The organism is Wenxinia saemankumensis (assembly GCF_900141735.1).
In the GTDB taxonomy this organism is placed as follows: domain Bacteria; phylum Pseudomonadota; class Alphaproteobacteria; order Rhodobacterales; family Rhodobacteraceae; genus Wenxinia; species Wenxinia saemankumensis.
Genome location: NZ_FQYO01000004.1, coordinates 201264 through 217563 on the forward strand (window position 1 = coordinate 201264; position 16300 = coordinate 217563).

At 71.1% G+C, this 16300-nt stretch carries 18 protein-coding genes; 10 read left to right on the top strand and 8 right to left on the bottom strand.

Annotation, left to right across the window (positions count from 1 at the left end):
* Positions 1-108: 108 nt before the first annotated feature.
* The 8 genes from BUE30_RS12050 to BUE30_RS12085 all read left to right on the top strand — a co-directional run bounded on the left by BUE30_RS12050 (position 109) and on the right by BUE30_RS12085 (position 5440).
* Entirely contained in the window at positions 109-471 is a 363-nt protein-coding gene (locus tag BUE30_RS12050; protein WP_073330848.1) for a hypothetical protein, read from the top strand.
* Positions 472-644: 173 nt separating this feature from the next.
* Positions 645-1406, top strand: coding sequence for an ion channel (locus tag BUE30_RS12055; RefSeq protein ID WP_170865640.1), 762 nt, complete (start codon positions 645-647; stop codon positions 1404-1406).
* Between the two features lie 60 nt (positions 1407-1466).
* The gene (locus BUE30_RS12060; RefSeq protein WP_073330851.1) at positions 1467-2078 is read left to right on the top strand and encodes a ribonuclease D; all 612 of its coding nucleotides are present in this window, start codon (positions 1467-1469) and stop codon (positions 2076-2078) included.
* Positions 2079-2264: 186 nt separating this feature from the next.
* Entirely contained in the window at positions 2265-2870 is a 606-nt protein-coding gene (locus BUE30_RS12065) for a hypothetical protein (RefSeq protein WP_073330854.1), read from the top strand.
* Positions 2867-3358 carry an LptA/OstA family protein gene (locus BUE30_RS12070; RefSeq protein ID WP_073330858.1) on the top strand — a complete coding sequence of 164 codons (492 nt, stop codon included), beginning with the start codon at positions 2867-2869 and terminating at the stop codon, positions 3356-3358. The genes BUE30_RS12065 and BUE30_RS12070 overlap by 4 nt, the downstream gene beginning before the upstream one ends.
* Before the next feature lie 10 nt (positions 3359-3368).
* Positions 3369-4118: an LPS export ABC transporter ATP-binding protein gene (gene lptB / locus BUE30_RS12075; RefSeq protein WP_073330861.1), complete on the top strand. Its 750-nt coding sequence runs from the start codon at positions 3369-3371 to the stop codon at positions 4116-4118.
* Positions 4119-4352: 234 nt separating this feature from the next.
* The gene (hpf, locus tag BUE30_RS12080; protein ID WP_073330866.1) at positions 4353-4937 is read left to right on the top strand and encodes a ribosome hibernation-promoting factor, HPF/YfiA family; all 585 of its coding nucleotides are present in this window, start codon (positions 4353-4355) and stop codon (positions 4935-4937) included.
* Between the two features lie 38 nt (positions 4938-4975).
* Positions 4976-5440, top strand: a complete 465-nt coding sequence (locus BUE30_RS12085; RefSeq protein WP_073330870.1) for a PTS sugar transporter subunit IIA — start codon at positions 4976-4978, stop codon at positions 5438-5440.
* A 6-nt stretch (positions 5441-5446) separates the two neighbouring features.
* On the opposite strand, the gene BUE30_RS12090 is transcribed toward BUE30_RS12085, so the two are convergent.
* From BUE30_RS12090 to cysQ, 7 genes are all read right to left on the bottom strand, one after another.
* A complete protein-coding gene (locus tag BUE30_RS12090) occupies positions 5447-6850 on the bottom strand; it encodes a nodulation protein NodH (RefSeq protein WP_073330881.1) in 1404 nt (467 codons plus the stop codon).
* A 3-nt stretch (positions 6851-6853) separates the two neighbouring features.
* Positions 6854-8614, bottom strand: coding sequence for a DUF5927 domain-containing protein (locus tag BUE30_RS12095; RefSeq protein ID WP_073331842.1), 1761 nt, complete (start codon positions 8612-8614; stop codon positions 6854-6856).
* A 29-nt stretch (positions 8615-8643) separates the two neighbouring features.
* Positions 8644-9654 (bottom strand): glycosyltransferase family 2 protein, encoded by a 1011-nt coding sequence (locus BUE30_RS12100; RefSeq protein ID WP_073330886.1) that lies wholly within the window; start codon positions 9652-9654, stop codon positions 8644-8646.
* Between the two features lie 33 nt (positions 9655-9687).
* Positions 9688-10872, bottom strand: coding sequence for a glycosyltransferase (locus tag BUE30_RS12105; RefSeq protein WP_073330891.1), 1185 nt, complete (start codon positions 10870-10872; stop codon positions 9688-9690).
* Positions 10873-11790, bottom strand: coding sequence for a UTP--glucose-1-phosphate uridylyltransferase (locus tag BUE30_RS12110; RefSeq protein ID WP_073330895.1), 918 nt, complete (start codon positions 11788-11790; stop codon positions 10873-10875).
* 141 nt (positions 11791-11931) lie between these two features.
* Entirely contained in the window at positions 11932-13179 is a 1248-nt protein-coding gene (locus tag BUE30_RS12115; RefSeq protein WP_073330899.1) for a glycosyltransferase family 2 protein, read from the bottom strand.
* Positions 13179-13976 (bottom strand): 3'(2'),5'-bisphosphate nucleotidase CysQ, encoded by a 798-nt coding sequence (gene cysQ / locus BUE30_RS12120; protein ID WP_073330903.1) that lies wholly within the window; start codon positions 13974-13976, stop codon positions 13179-13181. Before cysQ ends, BUE30_RS12115 begins: the two co-directional genes overlap by 1 nt.
* 137 nt (positions 13977-14113) lie before the next feature.
* Here cysQ and BUE30_RS12125 point away from each other — a divergent pair, with 137 nt between their 5' ends.
* Together BUE30_RS12125 and BUE30_RS12130 are read left to right on the top strand one after the other, a co-directional pair.
* On the top strand, positions 14114-14935 hold the full coding sequence (locus tag BUE30_RS12125) for an ABC transporter permease (RefSeq protein ID WP_073330907.1): 822 nt from the start codon (positions 14114-14116) through the stop codon (positions 14933-14935).
* On the top strand, positions 14932-15579 hold the full coding sequence (locus BUE30_RS12130) for an SH3 domain-containing protein (protein WP_073330912.1): 648 nt from the start codon (positions 14932-14934) through the stop codon (positions 15577-15579). Before BUE30_RS12125 ends, BUE30_RS12130 begins: the two co-directional genes overlap by 4 nt.
* A gap of 57 nt (positions 15580-15636) precedes the next feature.
* Here the strand turns inward: BUE30_RS12130 and BUE30_RS12135 are convergent, their stop codons facing one another.
* Positions 15637-16245, bottom strand: coding sequence for an alpha-ketoglutarate-dependent dioxygenase AlkB family protein (locus BUE30_RS12135; RefSeq protein ID WP_073330916.1), 609 nt, complete (start codon positions 16243-16245; stop codon positions 15637-15639).
* Positions 16246-16300 lie beyond the last annotated feature (55 nt).

The following is a 16300-nucleotide window of genomic DNA, read 5'->3' on the forward strand; positions in this document are numbered from 1 at the left end:
GCCTTAATGCGGCCGGATCGGGGGCGTTAACTAATCCCGGAAGACCTGCGCCCGACAGGCCGCGCGGGCGGCCCCGAGGTGACGGGACGCGACAGAGGACGAGCCGACATGACCAGCAAGTTCCCCTCCATCGATGTGGAGGCCCTGCGCCGCCGGGCGGATGGCGTGGCGCGGTCCGGCAGTCCCGACAACGCCGCCCCGGCCCCGCGGCGGGGCCGTGCCGGGCGGTTCGGCCGGGCCCGTCCCGCCCCGGTCAGCCCGCCCCCCGCGCCGAGGACCGCGTCGATGCCCCCCTCCCCCCTGATCGATGCGCCCCCCGCCCCGCGCAAGGCCGCCGGCTACGGGCGGACGATCCTCGTCAGCCTCGCCATCGTGGCGGCGGCGCTGATGGCCGACGGCTTCGTCACCTCGAACACGCTGGCCTGGGTGCCCGCGGCGGGCGAGGCGTCGGTCCAGATCGCGCTGAACTGACCCCGGACGGCGCGCCGGGGCGCCCGGCTCCGCGCCCTCCTCCCTCCCGACCCGTGATCCCCGGGACGCGCCGCCCCCTTCGCCGCGCCGCGCCGCGCCGGGCGGGGATGGAAGCGGCCGCGCGAACCTGATTGGCTGCCCCGGACCTGCAATCCGCCTTGCCCCGGGACACGATGCTGCCGATTCTGCGCGAACTCTACGAGGACGACACGCCCCGCGCCGTGCGTTTCCGTTACGGGCTCATCTTCTTCGACCTCGCCACGATCCTGTTCGTCATCGTGACCAGCTTCTTCCCGGCCTATGGCTGGATCGAGCTGGTCGATTTCGCGCTCGGCCTGGTCATCCTGACCGATTTCACGCTGCGGGCCATCATAGATCCGCAGCCGATCCGCCAGTTCACCCGGTTCGCGACCTGGGCCGACATCGCGGCCATCGCGTCCTTCCTCGCGCCGATCACGGGAGAGGCCTTCGGCTTCCTGCGGATCCTGCGCACGCTGCGGTTGCTGCATTCCTACCAGCTGCTGCGCCGCTTCCGGCAGGATTTCCCCGGATTCACCGAGCGCGAGGAGGTGATCGTCGCCACGGTGAACCTCGTCGTCTTCCTCTTCGTGATGACGGGGCTGATCTACGCCACCCAGGCGCGGATCAATGCCGAGATCGGCAATTACGCCGACGCGCTCTACTTCACCGTGACCGCGCTGACGACGACCGGCTTCGGCGACATCACGCTCGAGGGGACGTCGGGCAGGATGCTGTCGGTATTGGTGATGTTCGTCGGCGTGACGCTGTTCCTGCGGCTCGCCCAGGTGGTGTTCCGCCCCAACAAGGTGCACCACGAATGTCCGCAATGCGGGCTCGAGCTGCACGACCCCGACGCGGTGCATTGCAAGCATTGCGGCACCACGATCCACATCAGGACCGAGGGTCACATCTGACCCGGCGCCCTTGAACGGGCGCGCCGCCGCTGGCAAAGCCGGGCGGAACAGGAGAACGCGATGGCCAATCACCTCTACCAGGGCGACCTTCCGGACGGGCTGGACCTCGGCCCCGTGGTCGCGATCGACTGCGAGACGATGGGCCTGCGCCCGCACCGGGACCGGCTCTGCCTGATCCAGATGTCGGGCGGCGACGGGAACTGCCACCTCGTCCAGGTGGCGCCGGGCCAGACCGAGGCGCCGAACCTCGTCCGCATGCTGGCCGATCCGGACGTGCTGAAGCTGTTCCATTTCGGACGCTTCGACATCGCCGCGCTGTACCATGCGTTCGGGACCGTGACCGCGCCGGTCTACTGCACCAAGATCGCGAGCAAGATGGTGCGCACCTTCACCGACCGGCACGGGCTGAAATACCTGCTGAGCGATCTCGTCGGCGTCGACATCTCGAAGCACCAGCAGCAGAGCGACTGGGGCGCCGAGGAGCTGAGCCCCGCGCAGCTCGACTACGCGGCCTCGGACGTGCTGCACCTGCACCGCCTGAAGGACGAGCTGGATCGCCGCCTCGCCCGCGAGGGCCGGACCGAGCTGGCGCAGAGCTGCTTCGACTTCCTGCCGACGCGGGCGCGGCTCGACCTGCTGGGCTGGGACGAGCCGGACATCTTCTCGCACTGACCCGAAGGGTCGTTCGTCACTGACCCGTAGGGCCGTTCGTCGCTGACCCGAAGGGTCGTTCATCACTGAACCCGAAGGGTCGTTCCCCAAGGGTCCCGGCAAGGGTCCTGTCACGGGCCCGGGGCTGGCGGCTTGGCGGACGGGCCCGCCGGTCCTACCTCTGGCGCAGCGCGAGGGGGGCGCCGCATGGCCACCTACGACAACGCCTATTCGCAGTTCGTGGCCGGGGCCAAGGTCCTGCTGCCGCTGATCGCGGTCGCGCTGCTCTCGACGCTGTTCCTCTGGGCCCGCGGTCCGGCCGAGCCGTCGGACCTGACCTATCAGGGGATCGAGGACATCGCGCGCGAGCCGCGGGTCACCGCCCCCGCCTATGCGGGAATCGCCCGCAACGGCGCGGTCGTGTCGCTCCGCGCCGACGAGATCCGCCCACAGGGGCGCGAGGGCGGGGCCGGCACGGCGACGGCGCTGCGCGCGACGATGGACATGGCCGACGGCCGCCGGATCGAGATGCGGGCCGATGCGGGAACGTTCGACGATGCCGCGCGCCGCGCCGCGCTGACCGGCCTCGCCCGGGTCGTCACCTCCGACGGCTTCGAGATGGAGACCTCGGGGCTGGAGGCCGACCTCGCCGCGGGCGAGATCCGCTCGACCGGCCCGCTGGAGGTGCAGGCGCCGTTCGGGGCCCTGACCGCCGCGCGGATGTCCGCCGGGACCGATGGGGGGCCGCTGCTTTTCAGCGGGGGCGTCCGGCTGGTATACACGCCCGATCCCGCCGTCCCGGAGGACGAATGACCCGCCTTCTTCCCGTTCTCGCCGCGCTCGCCCTCCTCTCCGGGCCGGCATCCGCGCAATCCTCGCTCTCGCTCGGCCAGATCGACGTGGATCCGACCGCCCCGGTCGAGATCACGGCCGACAGCCTGTCCGTCGACCGAGAGACCGGGCGCGCGACCTTCACCGGCAATGTCCGCGTCGGGCAGGGCGAACTGCGCCTCGCCGCGGCGAATGTCGACGTGCTCTACGACGAGGCGACGGGCGAGGTGGCGGAGCTGGACGCCTCCGGCGGGGTCACCTTCGCCACGGCGACCGAGGCGGCGGAATCCGACGCCGCCGTCTACGACATCGCGAGCGGACTGCTGACGCTGACCGGCGACGTGCTGCTGACCCAGGGGCCGAACGCGCTGTCCTCGGACCGGATGGTGATCGACCTCGCCTCGGGCACGGCCGAGCTGACGGGCGGCGTGCGGACCGTCTTCGGCGGCCAGGGGAGCGGCGCCCAGTGAGCCGACGGGCATGAGCTTCGCCGTGACCGAGGGGACCGGCGGGCTGTCGGTGTCGGGCCTGCGCAAGAGCTACCGCAAGCGCCCCGTGATCCGCGACGTCTCGCTCGAACTGCAGCGGGGGGAGGTGGTCGCCCTGCTGGGGCCGAACGGCTCGGGCAAGACGACCTGCTTCTACTGCATCGCCGGGCTGATCCCGGCCGAGGGCGGCGAGATCCGCATCGACGGGCGCGACGTGACCGGCCTGCCGATGTATCGCCGCGCGCGGCTCGGCATCGGCTACCTGCCGCAGGAGATGTCGATCTTCCGTGGCCTCTCGGTCGAGGAGAACATCCTGGCCGTGCTCGAGATGAGTGTCGACAACGCCCATGCGCGGCGCGAGCGGCTGGAAGAGCTGCTGAGCGACTTCTCGATCGAGCACCTGCGGCGGGCGCCGGCGCTGGCCCTGTCGGGCGGCGAGCGGCGCCGCTGCGAGATCGCCCGCTGCCTCGCCGCCGGACCGTCCTTCGTGCTGCTGGACGAGCCCTTCGCCGGGGTGGACCCGATCGCGGTCGGCGAGATCCGGACGCTGGTGCAGGCGCTGAAGACGCGGGGGATCGGCGTGCTGATCACCGATCACAACGTGCGCGAGACGCTCGGCCTCGTCGAGCGCGCCTACATCCTGCATGACGGCCGCGTGCTGATGTCGGGCACCGCCGACGAGGTCGTCGCGGACGAGACGGTGCGCCGCGTCTATCTCGGCCAGGGCTTCCGGGTGCGCTGACGGACGGGCATCGGCGGGGCGCCGCGAGTCCGTTGACAGGATGCGGCCGGCTGGTGCCGAATGGGGGCGATGACGTCGCACCCTGCCCTTCCTTGGCCCCGATCACGGCATATCTCGATGCCATGGCCGGAAGTTAGGGGCACGTTCATCCCCGCTCCCGACCATCGGCACCACGCCGCGACGGATCCGCCCGCTGGGCCGGATCCAGGCGGAGCAACGACCCAGGAGGATCCCATGCGCTTTCATGTTTCCGGCAAGCAGATCGATATCGGCGAGGCCCTGCAGACGCACGTGCAGACCGAGCTCGGATCCACGCTGGACAAGTATGCGGGCCGCCCGACCGAGGCCCAGGTCGTGTTCTCCAAGTCGGGCCACGAATTCGTCTGCGAGACCGTGGTCCATCTGTCCACCGGCCTGACCGCGCAGGCGCGGGCCACAGCGACCGAGATCTACGCCGCCTTCGACGGCTGCTGCGAGAAGATGGACAAGCAGCTGCGCCGCTACAAGCGCCGGCTGAAGGACCACCACAAGGACCGGACCCAGCCGGTTGAAGTTTCGGCCGCGGGTTCCTATATCCTCGCGCCAACCGGGGACGACGGGGACGATACCGACGGGGCGGAGACCGACTGGTCGCCGATGATCGTGGCGGAGATGGAGACGAACATCCCCTCCATCTCGGTCGGCGAGGCGGTGATGCAGATGGAGCTGGCGCATGCGCCGATGCTCGTCTTCCGCAACGAGAAGCATAACGGGGTCAACGTGGTGTATCGCCGCGACGACGGGAACATCGGCTGGATCGACCCCCGAGGGAACGGATAGGCCCGGCAGAGGCCTGACGAGCAGAGGATAAGTGCCTGATGCAGCTTGCCGAACTCCTGCGGCCTGATTGCGTGCGTGCGGTCGGCGGGCTGAGCAGCAAGAAGCGCCTCTTCCACGACCTCGGCGACTTCGCCGCGCAGCGATTCGCGCTGCCGGCGCCCGTCGTCACCGAGGCGCTGATCGAGCGGGAAGGGCTGGGACCGACGGGTGTCGGCGACGGCGTCGCCCTGCCCCATGCCCGGCTTGCGGGGATCGACCGCGTGCGGGGCCTGTTCCTGCGTCTCGACAAGCCGCTCGACTTCGATTCGGTGGACCGTCAGCCGGTCGACCTCGTCTTCTGCCTGCTCGCGCCCGATTCGGCGGGTGTGGAGCACCTCAAGGCGCTGGCGCTGGTGTCCCGCACCATGCGCCAGCCCTCGATCTGCGCAAAGCTCCGGGCCAATTCCGACCCGTCGACCCTGCACGCGATCCTGACCGAGGCGCCGGGGATGCAGGCGGCCTGAGCCGCCTTACCCGCGCCAGGGGCCGAACCCGAAGGCGAGGTAGTCGCGCCCCAGCGCCGCCTGTCCCGCCTCCTCCACCTCCTCATCGTGGATCTGCGCCAGCAGCCGGCGCTCTGCCCGGTCCGGCGGGGTCCAGTCCGGCGCGGGCCGGCCGACTGTCCCGGCCAGCCAGGGCAGGTCGCGGGCCAGCTCGTCCTCGCGGAGGACCGCGTCCGGCACCCCGAAATCGGCCATGCCCTGCAGCACCGCCGCCTGGCTCGCCCAGGCGGGATCGACGCGAAGGTTCGTCTGGTTGGCGAGGTTGGCCCTGAGGAAGCCGAGAAAGGCGAGGAACCCCGCCCGGTGCTCGGCCGGGCCGTAGCCTTCGCCCTCGGGCGCGAAGTCGAGCCCCATCTGGTTGCGCAGCTTGCGCCGCAGCAGGGCCGCCCCCTCGTCGCCCGGCGCGATGACCTGCCCGCAGAAGGCGGCATGCGCCCGCTCCAGCGGGTGGCGGATCACGGTGAAGGTCCGGTGCCCCGGCCGCGCGCCCTTCCAGCGGCGCAGGCTCCCCCATGTGAAGCCCGAGGCGGGGGCCGCGCCATCGAGCGCGGTCAGCCAGTCCGTCACCTCCGCGACGGGCGCGCCCCCGATCGGCAGGTAGAGCAGCGGCGACTCCGCCGCGGCCAGGTAGCTCGGCACCTGCGGGCCGCGCCGCGGTTCGAAGTTCGGCGTGCGCGAGAGGTTGAACCGGTCGATCCGCGACAGCGCCGCCTGCATCGCAGGGAAATCGGCGACTTTCTCTTCCAGCGGGTCGGGATTCTGCTTCTTGAGCTTGCGGTCCAGCGCGTCGAGCCGGGCCGGCACGCCCAGCCACGTGGCGAGGCCGTTCATCACGGCGAGATCCTGCAGATCCTCGTAATCGACGTAGAACGCCGTCTGCCCGGTGGTCTGCAGCCGGTTCAGGACACGGACCTGGAACTCCTGCAGCCCTGCGAGATGCGCCTCGAACTCGGCCGCGTCGAACGCGGCCTTTCCGGGCCTGGCGTTGCGGGCATTGGTCAGCTTCCACTGTCCGGTTTCCGCGGCGATCTTGCGGCTGACATAGCTCTCGATCGGGTTGCGGGTGAGCACCACCTTGGCCACGGCCGGATCGTCGAGCAGCGGGTCGATCACGCGCGGGTCGTGGTCGTGGAAATAGCGGAATCCGTTCAGCCCCGGCGCGCGGCGGATCGCGTCCAGCAGGTCCGCCGGCGCCGCGTCGCGCGCGTCGCGCCCGATGCCGAGGATCCCGTCGCGGTTGGGGTAGCCGATGAAATGGGTGTTGAACGCCTCGCCGTGGCAGATCACCCCGTCCAGCGCGTTGAGATTGGCTTCCAGGAAGTTGGAGCCGGTCCGCATCTCGGCGAGGACCACGAACATCTCGAACGGCATGATCTATCGCACCAGGTAGGGTTTGCGCTTGGCCGGCGGGCGGCGCACCGGGGCGGGCCCGGCAGGGAAATCGCCCATCAGGTAAGGGTGCATCCCCTGGTTCTTGAGGTTCTGCAGGAATTGGCCGAACCCGTCCAGATCGGCCATCCGCGGCACCTCGGCCAGGCGACGCCAGATTCCGTGGCCCATCTCGTCCACCACCGCCTGCAGCCCCTCCATCGGCGCGTCGACGAAATCGGCCATGGTCCAGATCCGGACCCGTGCCTTGGCATGGGGCGAGCGCAGGATGCCCAGGTGATCCGCCTCGATCGATTGCAGCCGCGCCGCCTGCCGCCGCAGCTCGGCGAACCCGCCGCCCGACCGGAAGAGCGGGATCGCCCACGCGCCCGAGATGACGAAGATCTCGGCATTGGGATCGCGCGCCAGCCGCCACGAGAATTCCGCCTGGGTCGAGGTCGCGCGCAGGGCCCCCGCCTCCGGCTGGGCCGCGCCGCGGGGGCCGCCGGGTGCCGCGGCGCGGGGCAGCGCGTCGCCCGGCCCGAACTGGAAGCATTGCCTCTCGCCCCGCGTGTTCCACAGCAGGTTCGTCAGGAACATCCAGCGGTCGCGGTCGCGCAGCCGCGCGTCGTCGGTCAGCGCCCCGGTGAAGACGGATTGCCGGCCCTCGAATTCCACCCGCCCCGGCGCGAAGAGGTGGCCGTGGACGCGGGTGCCGGTCGCGCGGGCGAGCCAGCTCTCGAAATCGTCGAACAGCTCGGCGAACCCCTCGAAGACCGAGTAGCGCGACGAGGTGAGCCCGTTCTCCCAGTCCCGGTTCGGGAAGCGCGACTGCATGTAGAGGCCGGGCCGGCCCCGCGTGCGCCGCTCCACCGCCTTGGCGAAGAGGCGGTCGATCTTGCCGGGATTGGGATCGGCGAGCGCGGGCGTGCCGGTCTCGGCCGTGAGGAACGCGTCGTAGAGGCGGTCGGCATGGGGCCAGATCTTGCGCGCGACGAAGCAGTCCGACCGCCGCAGGAGCTGCAAGTGATCGTCGTAGAAGATGTGCGGCTTGCCCTGGAAATCGAACTTGGCCAGCGTCAGCGACCGGCTCTCGATCCGGCGGGAATGCAGCCGGGCGAGTGACTGGAAATAGCTCTCGTCCGGGATCCAGACCCTGCGGAAATAGCGGTCGTGGGCCGGCCGGTCGGGCGAGCGCAGGATCGCCTCGAGCGTCGCCCGGGTGAGGCACCACCATTGCGAGCCCATATGCGGCACCACGCCCGGGGGAATCCGGCGCCGCAACCCCCATCGCCGCTGGAAGCCGACATACCAGTCGAAGGCGCGGCGCCGCGTCTTCCACGAGAAGGGGAAGCGCAGGGTGAACCGCTCTTCCGACAGGCCGCCGACGGTCCAGGGGACGTCGGCGGTCGTCGCGCTCTCGATGAAGTCGGTCTCGGGGCGGGCGGCGAGCCAGGCCGTCAGCTCGGCCACCGGGCGCAGCGGCAGGCACGACCCGCTGGCAAGGTAGACATGCCGGACCTGCGAATGCGCGGCGAGCATCTGCTCGGCGGCGGCCTGGGTCGCGGCCACGATGCCCCAGGTGCCCCATTCGCAGCGGAACCGGGGCGAGAAGGACACCTGCGGCAGATCGGCGAGGCTGGCGCGGAACGCCCGGAACGTCGCGTCGTCGACCGGGCGGTCGACATGCACCACGACCGGGCAGCCGCCCGCGACCCAATGGCGGATCGTCTGCTCGGCCCGGCCCAGCGCGGTATGGACCAGCATCACCACGCCGAGCGTGCCGCGCGCGGCCGTCACGCCCAGTTTCCCTTGGACATGAGGCCGAGGATCTCGAGCTGGCGCCAGTTGATGTAGCGCTCGCTCCACTTGCACCAGAGGTCGGGATCCGCCTCCATCCGCCGGGCATAGGCCAGGTATTCGCGGCTGGCACCGTAATGCTGGCGCCGCTCCAGCTCTTCCTCCGCCTTGCCCGAGAAGGTGTCGAGGAACTTGAAGTGCAGCAGCAGACCCGACGCCTTCTCTCCGCCCCACTCGTCGTAGACGAGGTTGAGGCCCCGCGGCAGCAGCATGTGGGTCGAGCTTTCGTAGACGTAGCGCCGGTCCCACTTCACCAGCGGGATCTTGTTCAGGGCGGGCGCCCGCTCGGGCCGGTCGGCGAAGAAGGCGCGGGCCCGGGGGCCGCCCTGGATCCAGAGATTGCCGAAGCGGCTGTTGCGCTCGATCACGTAATTGCCGGAGTCGAACCATTGCGCGACCTCCAGCGGGTCGCTGCCCCGCCGGTAGGGCTGCGCCCCCATCGGCCCCTTGGGATACATGTCGAGCAGCATCGCCGAGAAGGACCGGATCGAGGAGGCGTCGAGCCAGTCGGTCAGCGCGCGAAGGGGCCGCGTGTCGCAGAACGGGTAGATCAGGATCTCGTCGGGATCGACGGTCAGGCACCAGTGGCCGTGGCCGTGGCGCGAGGCGAGGTGGTTCAGCCAGTCGACCCCGAACCGCGCCCGCTTGTAGCCCGCCTCGGTCCGCCAGAGCGACACGTCGGGCTGGGTGGAGAGGTATTCCGCCCCGCCGTCGTCGCTGCCGTTGTCGACCATGAGGAAATGCTGCACGCCGAGGTCACGGTAATGCCGCAGGAACCAGGGCAGGCGGACGTTCTCGTTCCGGAAGGTGGACAGGACGAGGATGTCGCCGCGCCGGATCGCGTCGGTCCGGTCGGTGACGGGGGTCAGCTCGCGCCGCTTGCGCCAGGCGCGTGCGCGCCAGCGCTGCCGGCGCAGCCTCAGCCGATAGGATTGCCAGGCGCCCACGTCGTTACCGCTTTCCGTCCCTTCCGCGTCCCCCTACCGATCGCCGCCTAATGCGGCCTTGAAATGGCTGTCCCAGTCCGGAAGCGGGCCGGGCGGCGGGACCCGTTTCGGCCCGGCGGCGAGGGAGAGGATCGCCCGCGACCAGGAATAGACATCGCCCGGGGGCAGGTAAATGGCGCGTGGGCCGAGCTTTTCCTGCCATATGGCCAGATCGCAGCACACCGGCAGCGTGCCCTGGGCCAGCGCCTCGAACGGGGGCAGGCCGAACCCCTCGGCCCGCGAGGGCATCAGCAGCGCGCGGGCCCCGCCCAGCAGCGCGGCCACCGCGCCGTCGCCGAGGCCCGGCAGCTCGGTGACGCCCGGCACCCCGGCATCGAGACGGCGGGCGACATCCTCGATCCGCCAGCCGCGCCGCCCGCAGAGGTAGAGACGCGGCCGGTCCGCGCCGAACCCTTCCCAGGCGTCCAGCAGCAGGCCGATCTCCTTGCGGGGTTCGATCGTGCCCAGCGCGACGAAATAGGGCCCGGCGAGGTCGAGCCCGGAAGGCAGGTCCTCCGGCGCGGGCGCGGCCACGTCGATGCCGAGGGGCGCGGCGACGATCTCGGTGAAGGTGGACATCTCGGCGCGCAGCCGGTCCGCCGTGGCCTGCGAATTGGCGACGACCCGGGCCCCCGCCCCCGCCACCGCGTCGAGCTGGGCGCGCAGCCGCGCGGGTGCCCCCGCCCGGACGAGATCGGGATGGTCGAGCGGGATCGTGTCGTGGATCAGGGCGGAGATGCGGGCGCCGGGATGGGCGCGCATCGCGGCGAGCGCGGGCTCGGTCAGGTCGGACAGCCCGACGAGGTGGAAGGCCGCACCCGGCGGGATGGTCCGCCGGAGCAACCCCTCCAGCCCGCCCCTGCGGGCCCGGCCGACGGCGAGACGCCGCAGCGCCGTCTCGGCCCCCGCGCGCGCCGGGCGCCCGCGCCACCACAGGCGGGACAGCAGGTCCGGCGCGGGCGGGGATGCCTCGCCCGTCAGCAGCGGCACCGCGGCGCGCAGCCCCGCACGATCCAGAAGCAGCCAGCCCGGCCCCGTCCGCGCCAGCCCCCAGAGCGGGACCTCGTCGGACAGGAACCGGGCGAGATAGGCCAGTTCGACCCGGTCGACCCCGGTGGGCCGCATCCCCGCCCGCGACAGCAGCCGCGAGACGCTCAGGACCCGGCCCGGGGGCGCCATTCAGCCGGCTTTGGCCGCCGCGCGCTTCGCGCAGATGCCGTCGACGAAGGCCGAGAACTCCGCCTGCAGGTCGGGCCGGGCGAGGCCGAAGGCCACCGTGGCCTCGAGGAACCCGCTCTTGGAGCCGCAATCGTAGCGGTCGCCCTCGAAGGTGAAGGAATGCACGCCGCTCTGCGTGTCGATCTGCCGCGCGATCGCGTCGGTCAGCTGGATCTCGTTGCCGGCGGAGGGGTCGATGTCGCCGAGCGTGCGCATCACCGCTCCGGGCAGGATATAGCGGCCGATGACGGCAAGGTTGGACGGATTCTCGCCCTTCGGCGGCTTCTCGACCATGCCGCGCACGCGGGCGAGACGCTTGTTGCCGGCCAGGCGGCCCTTCTCGGGTTCGACGTCGAGCACGCCGTAGGCGCTGATCTTGTCGTCCGGCACCTCCATCGCGGCGACCATGCAGCCGCCGGTCTCCTCGTAGGCCTCGACCATCTGGGCGAGGCACGGCTTGTCGGCGGCGATCACGTCGTCGGGCAGGATCACGGCGAAGGGCTCGTCCCCGACCAGCCGCGCCGCGCAATGGACGGCGTGGCCGAGGCCGAGCGCCCGGTGCTGGCGAATATAGGCGATCGCGCCGTCGGCCATGTTCGTCGTCTCGAGAACCTTGAGCAGGTCCTTCTTGCCGTCCCGCTCGAGCTTCGACTGCAGTTCGGGCGCGCTGTCGAAATAATCCTCGAGCGCGGATTTTCCGCGCGAGGTCACGAAGATGAACTCGGTGATGCCGGCGGCGCGCGCCTCGTCGATCGCGTACTGGATCAGCGGCCGGTCGACGAGCGTCATGATCTCCTTCGGGACGGACTTGGTCGCGGGAAGGAAACGTGTGCCCATCCCGGCGACGGGAAAGACGGCCTTGGTTACGCGTTGGGGCATCGGCTCTCTCTGCTGTGTCTGCATGGCGCGAACGTCGGCGTTCACGGCTTCGTTCCGGTCCCTAGGCCCGGGACCGGGCACAATCATGGCGATATGTCGAAATTGTCGCAACTTGTTGACGGCGGGGAAAGGCCCGCCGCGTCAGTCGAGCCCGCGCTGCGAGGCGATCCGCGCCCGCTCCTCCCGCAGCCGCTGCTGCAGCCCGGCCCGGCGCCAGAGCGGCTGCGACCGCTCGGACGGGCCGTTGATGCCGCCGCGATGCAGCCAGATGCCGGGCGGCAGGAAGGTCACCCGCCACGGGCGCGCGGTGCGCGACAGGACGACCAGCGTCGGCCGCCCGCCCCCCGCGGCCAGCGCCTCCGCCCGCCGCAGGAGCCGCCGCCGCGACAGGAGGCGCCCGGTCAGCAGGACCGGGGCGCCTGTCGCGGTCGGGAACGGCCGGAACGCCTCGGTGGCTGGCGGGATCGCGGGGAGCGGGTGGGGCGCCCGGTCCAGCCCCGCGGCGAAGCCCGCCGCCAGCCCCCGCAGCAATCGCCGCGCGCCCCAGGGCGTCAGCCGGCCGTGCAGCACGTGGCGGCGCAGCCGCGCCCGCTGCGCCGCCAGTTCTGCCGCCAGCAGACCGGCAGGATCGGCGCGCGGATCGTGCCGCAGGTGGAAGGCGGCGAGACTGGCGCCGATCTCGGTCAGGTCGGTCGGCACCCGGTTCGCGCGGCGCCGGGCGCTGGCCAGGAAGCCGTGATGCACCTCGGCTCCCGGCACGAAGGCGATCGTCCGCCCCATGGCGGCGAGCCGCAGGTTCAGGTCCGCCTCGTCGAGATAGAAGCGGAAGGCCGGGTCGAAGCCGCCCATCGCTGCGAGGAGGTCACGGCGGAACGCCATGTTCGTGCCCTCGGTCTTGCCGCCCCGCCCCGGGCGGCCCGTCAACGTGCTGGTCCGCCTCCCGGCGGCCAGCGGGACGGTCCGGCCGGACGCCTCGATCACGCTGGCCCGCCATTGCCACGAGATGCCGTTGCGCCCGCGCACCGCCCCGCCGGCCGCGTCGACATCGCCCCGGGCGAAGGGCGCGGCCAGCCGGTCCAGCCAGGTCGGCTCGGGCACCGCGTCGTCGTCGAGAAAGGCGACGATGCCGCCCGCCGCCCGCGCGAGTCCCAGATTGCGCGCGGCCGAGATGTTCGGCTCGTCGAAGGGCACCGCCTTCACCGCCCCGGCCCGGGGCGAGGCCGCGATCGCGTCCAGCCCGGCCGGATCGGCGACCACGATCACCTCGAAGGCGGGATGAAGGAGCTGCGACAGCCCGCAGAGCGCGCGGAGCAGGGCCCGAGGCCTGCCCCGGCTGACGACGACGACGCTGACCCGCGCCCCGGCCACGCCTGCCGGGGCCGATGCCATCAGGCGGGCCGGAGGTCGACGCCCGGCGCGTGCGCGATGAAGAACGGGTTGGCGAACCCGTCCTTGCCGTAGCGCAGCGGCGTGTGGTCGTCGAACCGCACCACGGCGCCGCCCGCCCCGGCCAGGACGGCGTGACCCGCGGCGGTGTCCCATTCCATCGTCCGCCCGAGGCGGGGATACAGATCCGCCTCGCCCGTCGCGACGAGGCAGAACTTCAGCGAGGACCCCGCACTGGTCATGTCGCGCACGGCGTACTTGCCGATGTAGTCGTCGGTCGCCTGGTCGCGGTGCGATTTCGACGCCACCACCATCAGCGCCGCGTTGTCGGGGGACGAGACGCGGATCGGCGCGGTCGGCCCCGCGGCGGCGGGATCGTGATCCCCGGTCTCCTCGACCGAGACGCCGTTTGCATCGGTGTAGAAGAGCCGGCCCTTGGCGGGGGCATAGACCACGCCGCGCACCGGCACGCCGTCCTCGACATAGGCGATGTTGACGGTGAAGTCGCCGCGCCGCTGCACGAATTCCTTCGTCCCGTCGAGCGGGTCGACGATCAGGAAGGTCGAAACGGACAGGTCGTGCGTGCCCGCCTGTTCCTCGGTCACCAGCGGCACGTCGGGAAAGGCCGCGCGCAGCCCGGCGGAGATCAGGGCGTCGGCGGCCTCGTCCGCCTCGGTCACGGGCGAGGCGTCGGACTTGGTCTTCACCTCGAAATCGTCGGCGCCGTAGATCTTTATGATGCTCGCCCCGGCCTCGAGCGCGAGGCGGCGCATCGTCTCGGCCAATTTGCCATGATCCATGGGAAAAATCCTGTCGCCCGGGGGAAGTGAGGCGGGCGCGATTGCCCGGCGGGTGCCCGGACCTTATGCTGGGGCGGCAACGGAACGGCAAGCTCCGCATGGCAGCATGCGACACCGGGACAGCACGGCGAGGCGCGATGTTCGAGGCGAGACGCACACGCTCCGGCACCAGGACGGCCCTCGGCCTGCTGGAGCTGATCTACCACACGACGGTGCGCGACATCCGCAAGTCCCATCGCAACGCCCTCGCCGGGCTGGCGATGAACATCGTGCAGACCCTGACCTTCGTGCTGGCCTTCTACCTGATGTTCACCCTGCTGGGCGCCCGCGGCGCCGCGCTGCGGGGCGATTTCATGCTGTACCTGCTCTCCGGCATCTTCCTGTTCCTGACCCATACAAAGACGATGGGCGCCGTGGTCCGGGCCGAGGGGCCCGCCAGCTCGATCATGCAGCACCTGCCGCTGAACACCGCGATCACGATCACCGCGGCCGCGCTGTCGGCGCTCTACATCCAGGTCCTGTCGCTGGCGGTGGTGCTGTTCTTCTACCACGTGCTCGTCACGCCGGTCGTGATCGACGACTGGGCCGGGGCGGCGGGGATGCTGCTGCTCGCCTGGTTCAGCGGCCTCGCGATCGGGCTCATCTTCACCGCGATCAAGCCCTGGGCGCCGGAGGTCACGCAGATCGGATCGTCGGTCTGGGGGCGGGCCAACATGATCTTCAGCGGCAAGATGTTCGTCGCCAATTCGCTGCCGGTCTCGATGCTGGTCCTGTTCTCGTGGAACCCGCTCTTCCACATCATCGACCAGTGCCGGGGCTTCGTCTTCCTGAACTACAACCCGCACAACACCTCGATCGGCTACCCCGTCTACGTGACGCTGGGCCTCTTCATGGTCGGCCTGATGGGCGAGTTCTACACCCGACGCCACGCCTCGCGCAGCTGGGGGGCGGCGCGATGACCGGCCGCCGGATCGCGGCGGCGCTGCGGGCCGGGTTGCTGGCCGGGTCGCTGGCCGGGCTGATCGCGGGGCCGGCCCCGGCGCAGATGTCGGCCGGGCCCTTCCCCGCGCAGTATTCCGTCACCGGCGTGGCCGACGACGACCGGCTGAACATCCGGGCCGAGCCCGACGCCTCCTCTCCGATCCTGGACAGCTACTTTCCCTACGCCATGAACGTCGAGGTGCTGCGCACGACACCGGACGGCAGCTGGGGCCTCGTCGGCCTGCCGGAGGGGAACGGCTGGGTCTCCATGCGCTACCTCGCCGCGCAGGAGACCGACCCGGCCGAGATCCCCCGCCCGCTGAACTGCGGCGGGACCGAGCCGTTCTGGTCGCTGAACATGACGCTGCGCGGCGACGAATACGATTCCCCCGGGACCGGCTACCGCTTCCTCTCGCTCCTCTCCGCCCGGACGGCGCCGAACGGCTATCTCGCTACGTTCGAGGAAGGGCCGACCCTGAACCGGACCCTGACGGTCATGCGCGGCGCCTGCTCCGACGGGATGAGCGACCGGGAATACGGCTGGCGGGCGATGCTGTTCAACGACGCGCCCGACGGGTCGGAGGTGCAGGCCGGCTGCTGCACCCTGGACGGCAACTTCTGAAAGGCGGCGGCGACGACAGCCTCTGCCGCCGCCGTCGCGGGCCGATCGGTCGACCCCTCAGGTCACCACCCGCAAGGTCACGTTGATCCGGCCCGGCCCCTCCAACAGGGTCGAGGTGCCGGGATAGATCCGGTCGATCCCGTGATGGATCAGACGTGCCGCGCCGCCCATGACGATCACGTCGCCCGAGCGCAGGCGCACGCTCTCGGTCCGGCCGCCGCGCTCGATGTTCCCGATCCGGAACAGCGCCTCGTCGCCGAGCGAGATCGAGACGACGGGGGCATCCATGTCCGCCTCGTCCCGGTCCTGGTGCATCCCCATCCGGGCATCCGCGTCGTAGAAGTTGACGAGACAGCTCTCGGGCGCCCGCCCGCTGCCGGACACCCGGTCCCAGACGGCACGGATCGAGGCGGGGATGGGCGGCCAGTCCGTGCCCGAGGGATGGCGTGGCTCGTAGCGGTAGCCGCGCCGGTCCGACACCCAGCCGAAGGCCCCGGCCGAGGTCATCCGCACGCTCATCTTCTGCCCGCGCCGCGTCTCGGGGCGGATCAGGGGCGCCGCCCGGACGACGGCGCGCAGATCGGCGACCATCGCCTCCTGCGCGGGCTGGTCCAGCAGGCCGGGCCAGAGCCGAACCCCTCGCAAATCAAGGCTTTCCCCGTCCATTCCCTCCCCGTGCCGCGCCGCGGCAAAAATGTCACAAACTCGTCGGCCGGGCGTG

Coding starts and splice junctions, on each gene's coding strand:
- BUE30_RS12050 (WP_073330848.1), top strand. CDS start 109: ATGACCAGCAAGTTCCCCTCCATCGATGTGGAGGCCCTGCGCCGCCGG.
- BUE30_RS12055 (WP_170865640.1), top strand. CDS start 645: ATGCTGCCGATTCTGCGCGAACTCTACGAGGACGACACGCCCCGCGCC.
- BUE30_RS12060 (WP_073330851.1), top strand. CDS start 1,467: ATGGCCAATCACCTCTACCAGGGCGACCTTCCGGACGGGCTGGACCTC.
- BUE30_RS12065 (WP_073330854.1), top strand. CDS start 2,265: ATGGCCACCTACGACAACGCCTATTCGCAGTTCGTGGCCGGGGCCAAG.
- BUE30_RS12070 (WP_073330858.1), top strand. CDS start 2,867: ATGACCCGCCTTCTTCCCGTTCTCGCCGCGCTCGCCCTCCTCTCCGGG.
- lptB (WP_073330861.1), top strand. CDS start 3,369: ATGAGCTTCGCCGTGACCGAGGGGACCGGCGGGCTGTCGGTGTCGGGC.
- hpf (WP_073330866.1), top strand. CDS start 4,353: ATGCGCTTTCATGTTTCCGGCAAGCAGATCGATATCGGCGAGGCCCTG.
- BUE30_RS12085 (WP_073330870.1), top strand. CDS start 4,976: ATGCAGCTTGCCGAACTCCTGCGGCCTGATTGCGTGCGTGCGGTCGGC.
- BUE30_RS12090 (WP_073330881.1), bottom strand. CDS start 6,850: ATGCCGTTCGAGATGTTCGTGGTCCTCGCCGAGATGCGGACCGGCTCC.
- BUE30_RS12095 (WP_073331842.1), bottom strand. CDS start 8,614: ATGCTGGTCCATACCGCGCTGGGCCGGGCCGAGCAGACGATCCGCCAT.
- BUE30_RS12105 (WP_073330891.1), bottom strand. CDS start 10,872: ATGGCGCCCCCGGGCCGGGTCCTGAGCGTCTCGCGGCTGCTGTCGCGG.
- BUE30_RS12110 (WP_073330895.1), bottom strand. CDS start 11,790: ATGCCCCAACGCGTAACCAAGGCCGTCTTTCCCGTCGCCGGGATGGGC.
- BUE30_RS12115 (WP_073330899.1), bottom strand. CDS start 13,179: ATGGCATCGGCCCCGGCAGGCGTGGCCGGGGCGCGGGTCAGCGTCGTC.
- cysQ (WP_073330903.1), bottom strand. CDS start 13,976: ATGGATCATGGCAAATTGGCCGAGACGATGCGCCGCCTCGCGCTCGAG.
- BUE30_RS12125 (WP_073330907.1), top strand. CDS start 14,114: ATGTTCGAGGCGAGACGCACACGCTCCGGCACCAGGACGGCCCTCGGC.
- BUE30_RS12130 (WP_073330912.1), top strand. CDS start 14,932: ATGACCGGCCGCCGGATCGCGGCGGCGCTGCGGGCCGGGTTGCTGGCC.
- BUE30_RS12135 (WP_073330916.1), bottom strand. CDS start 16,245: ATGGACGGGGAAAGCCTTGATTTGCGAGGGGTTCGGCTCTGGCCCGGC.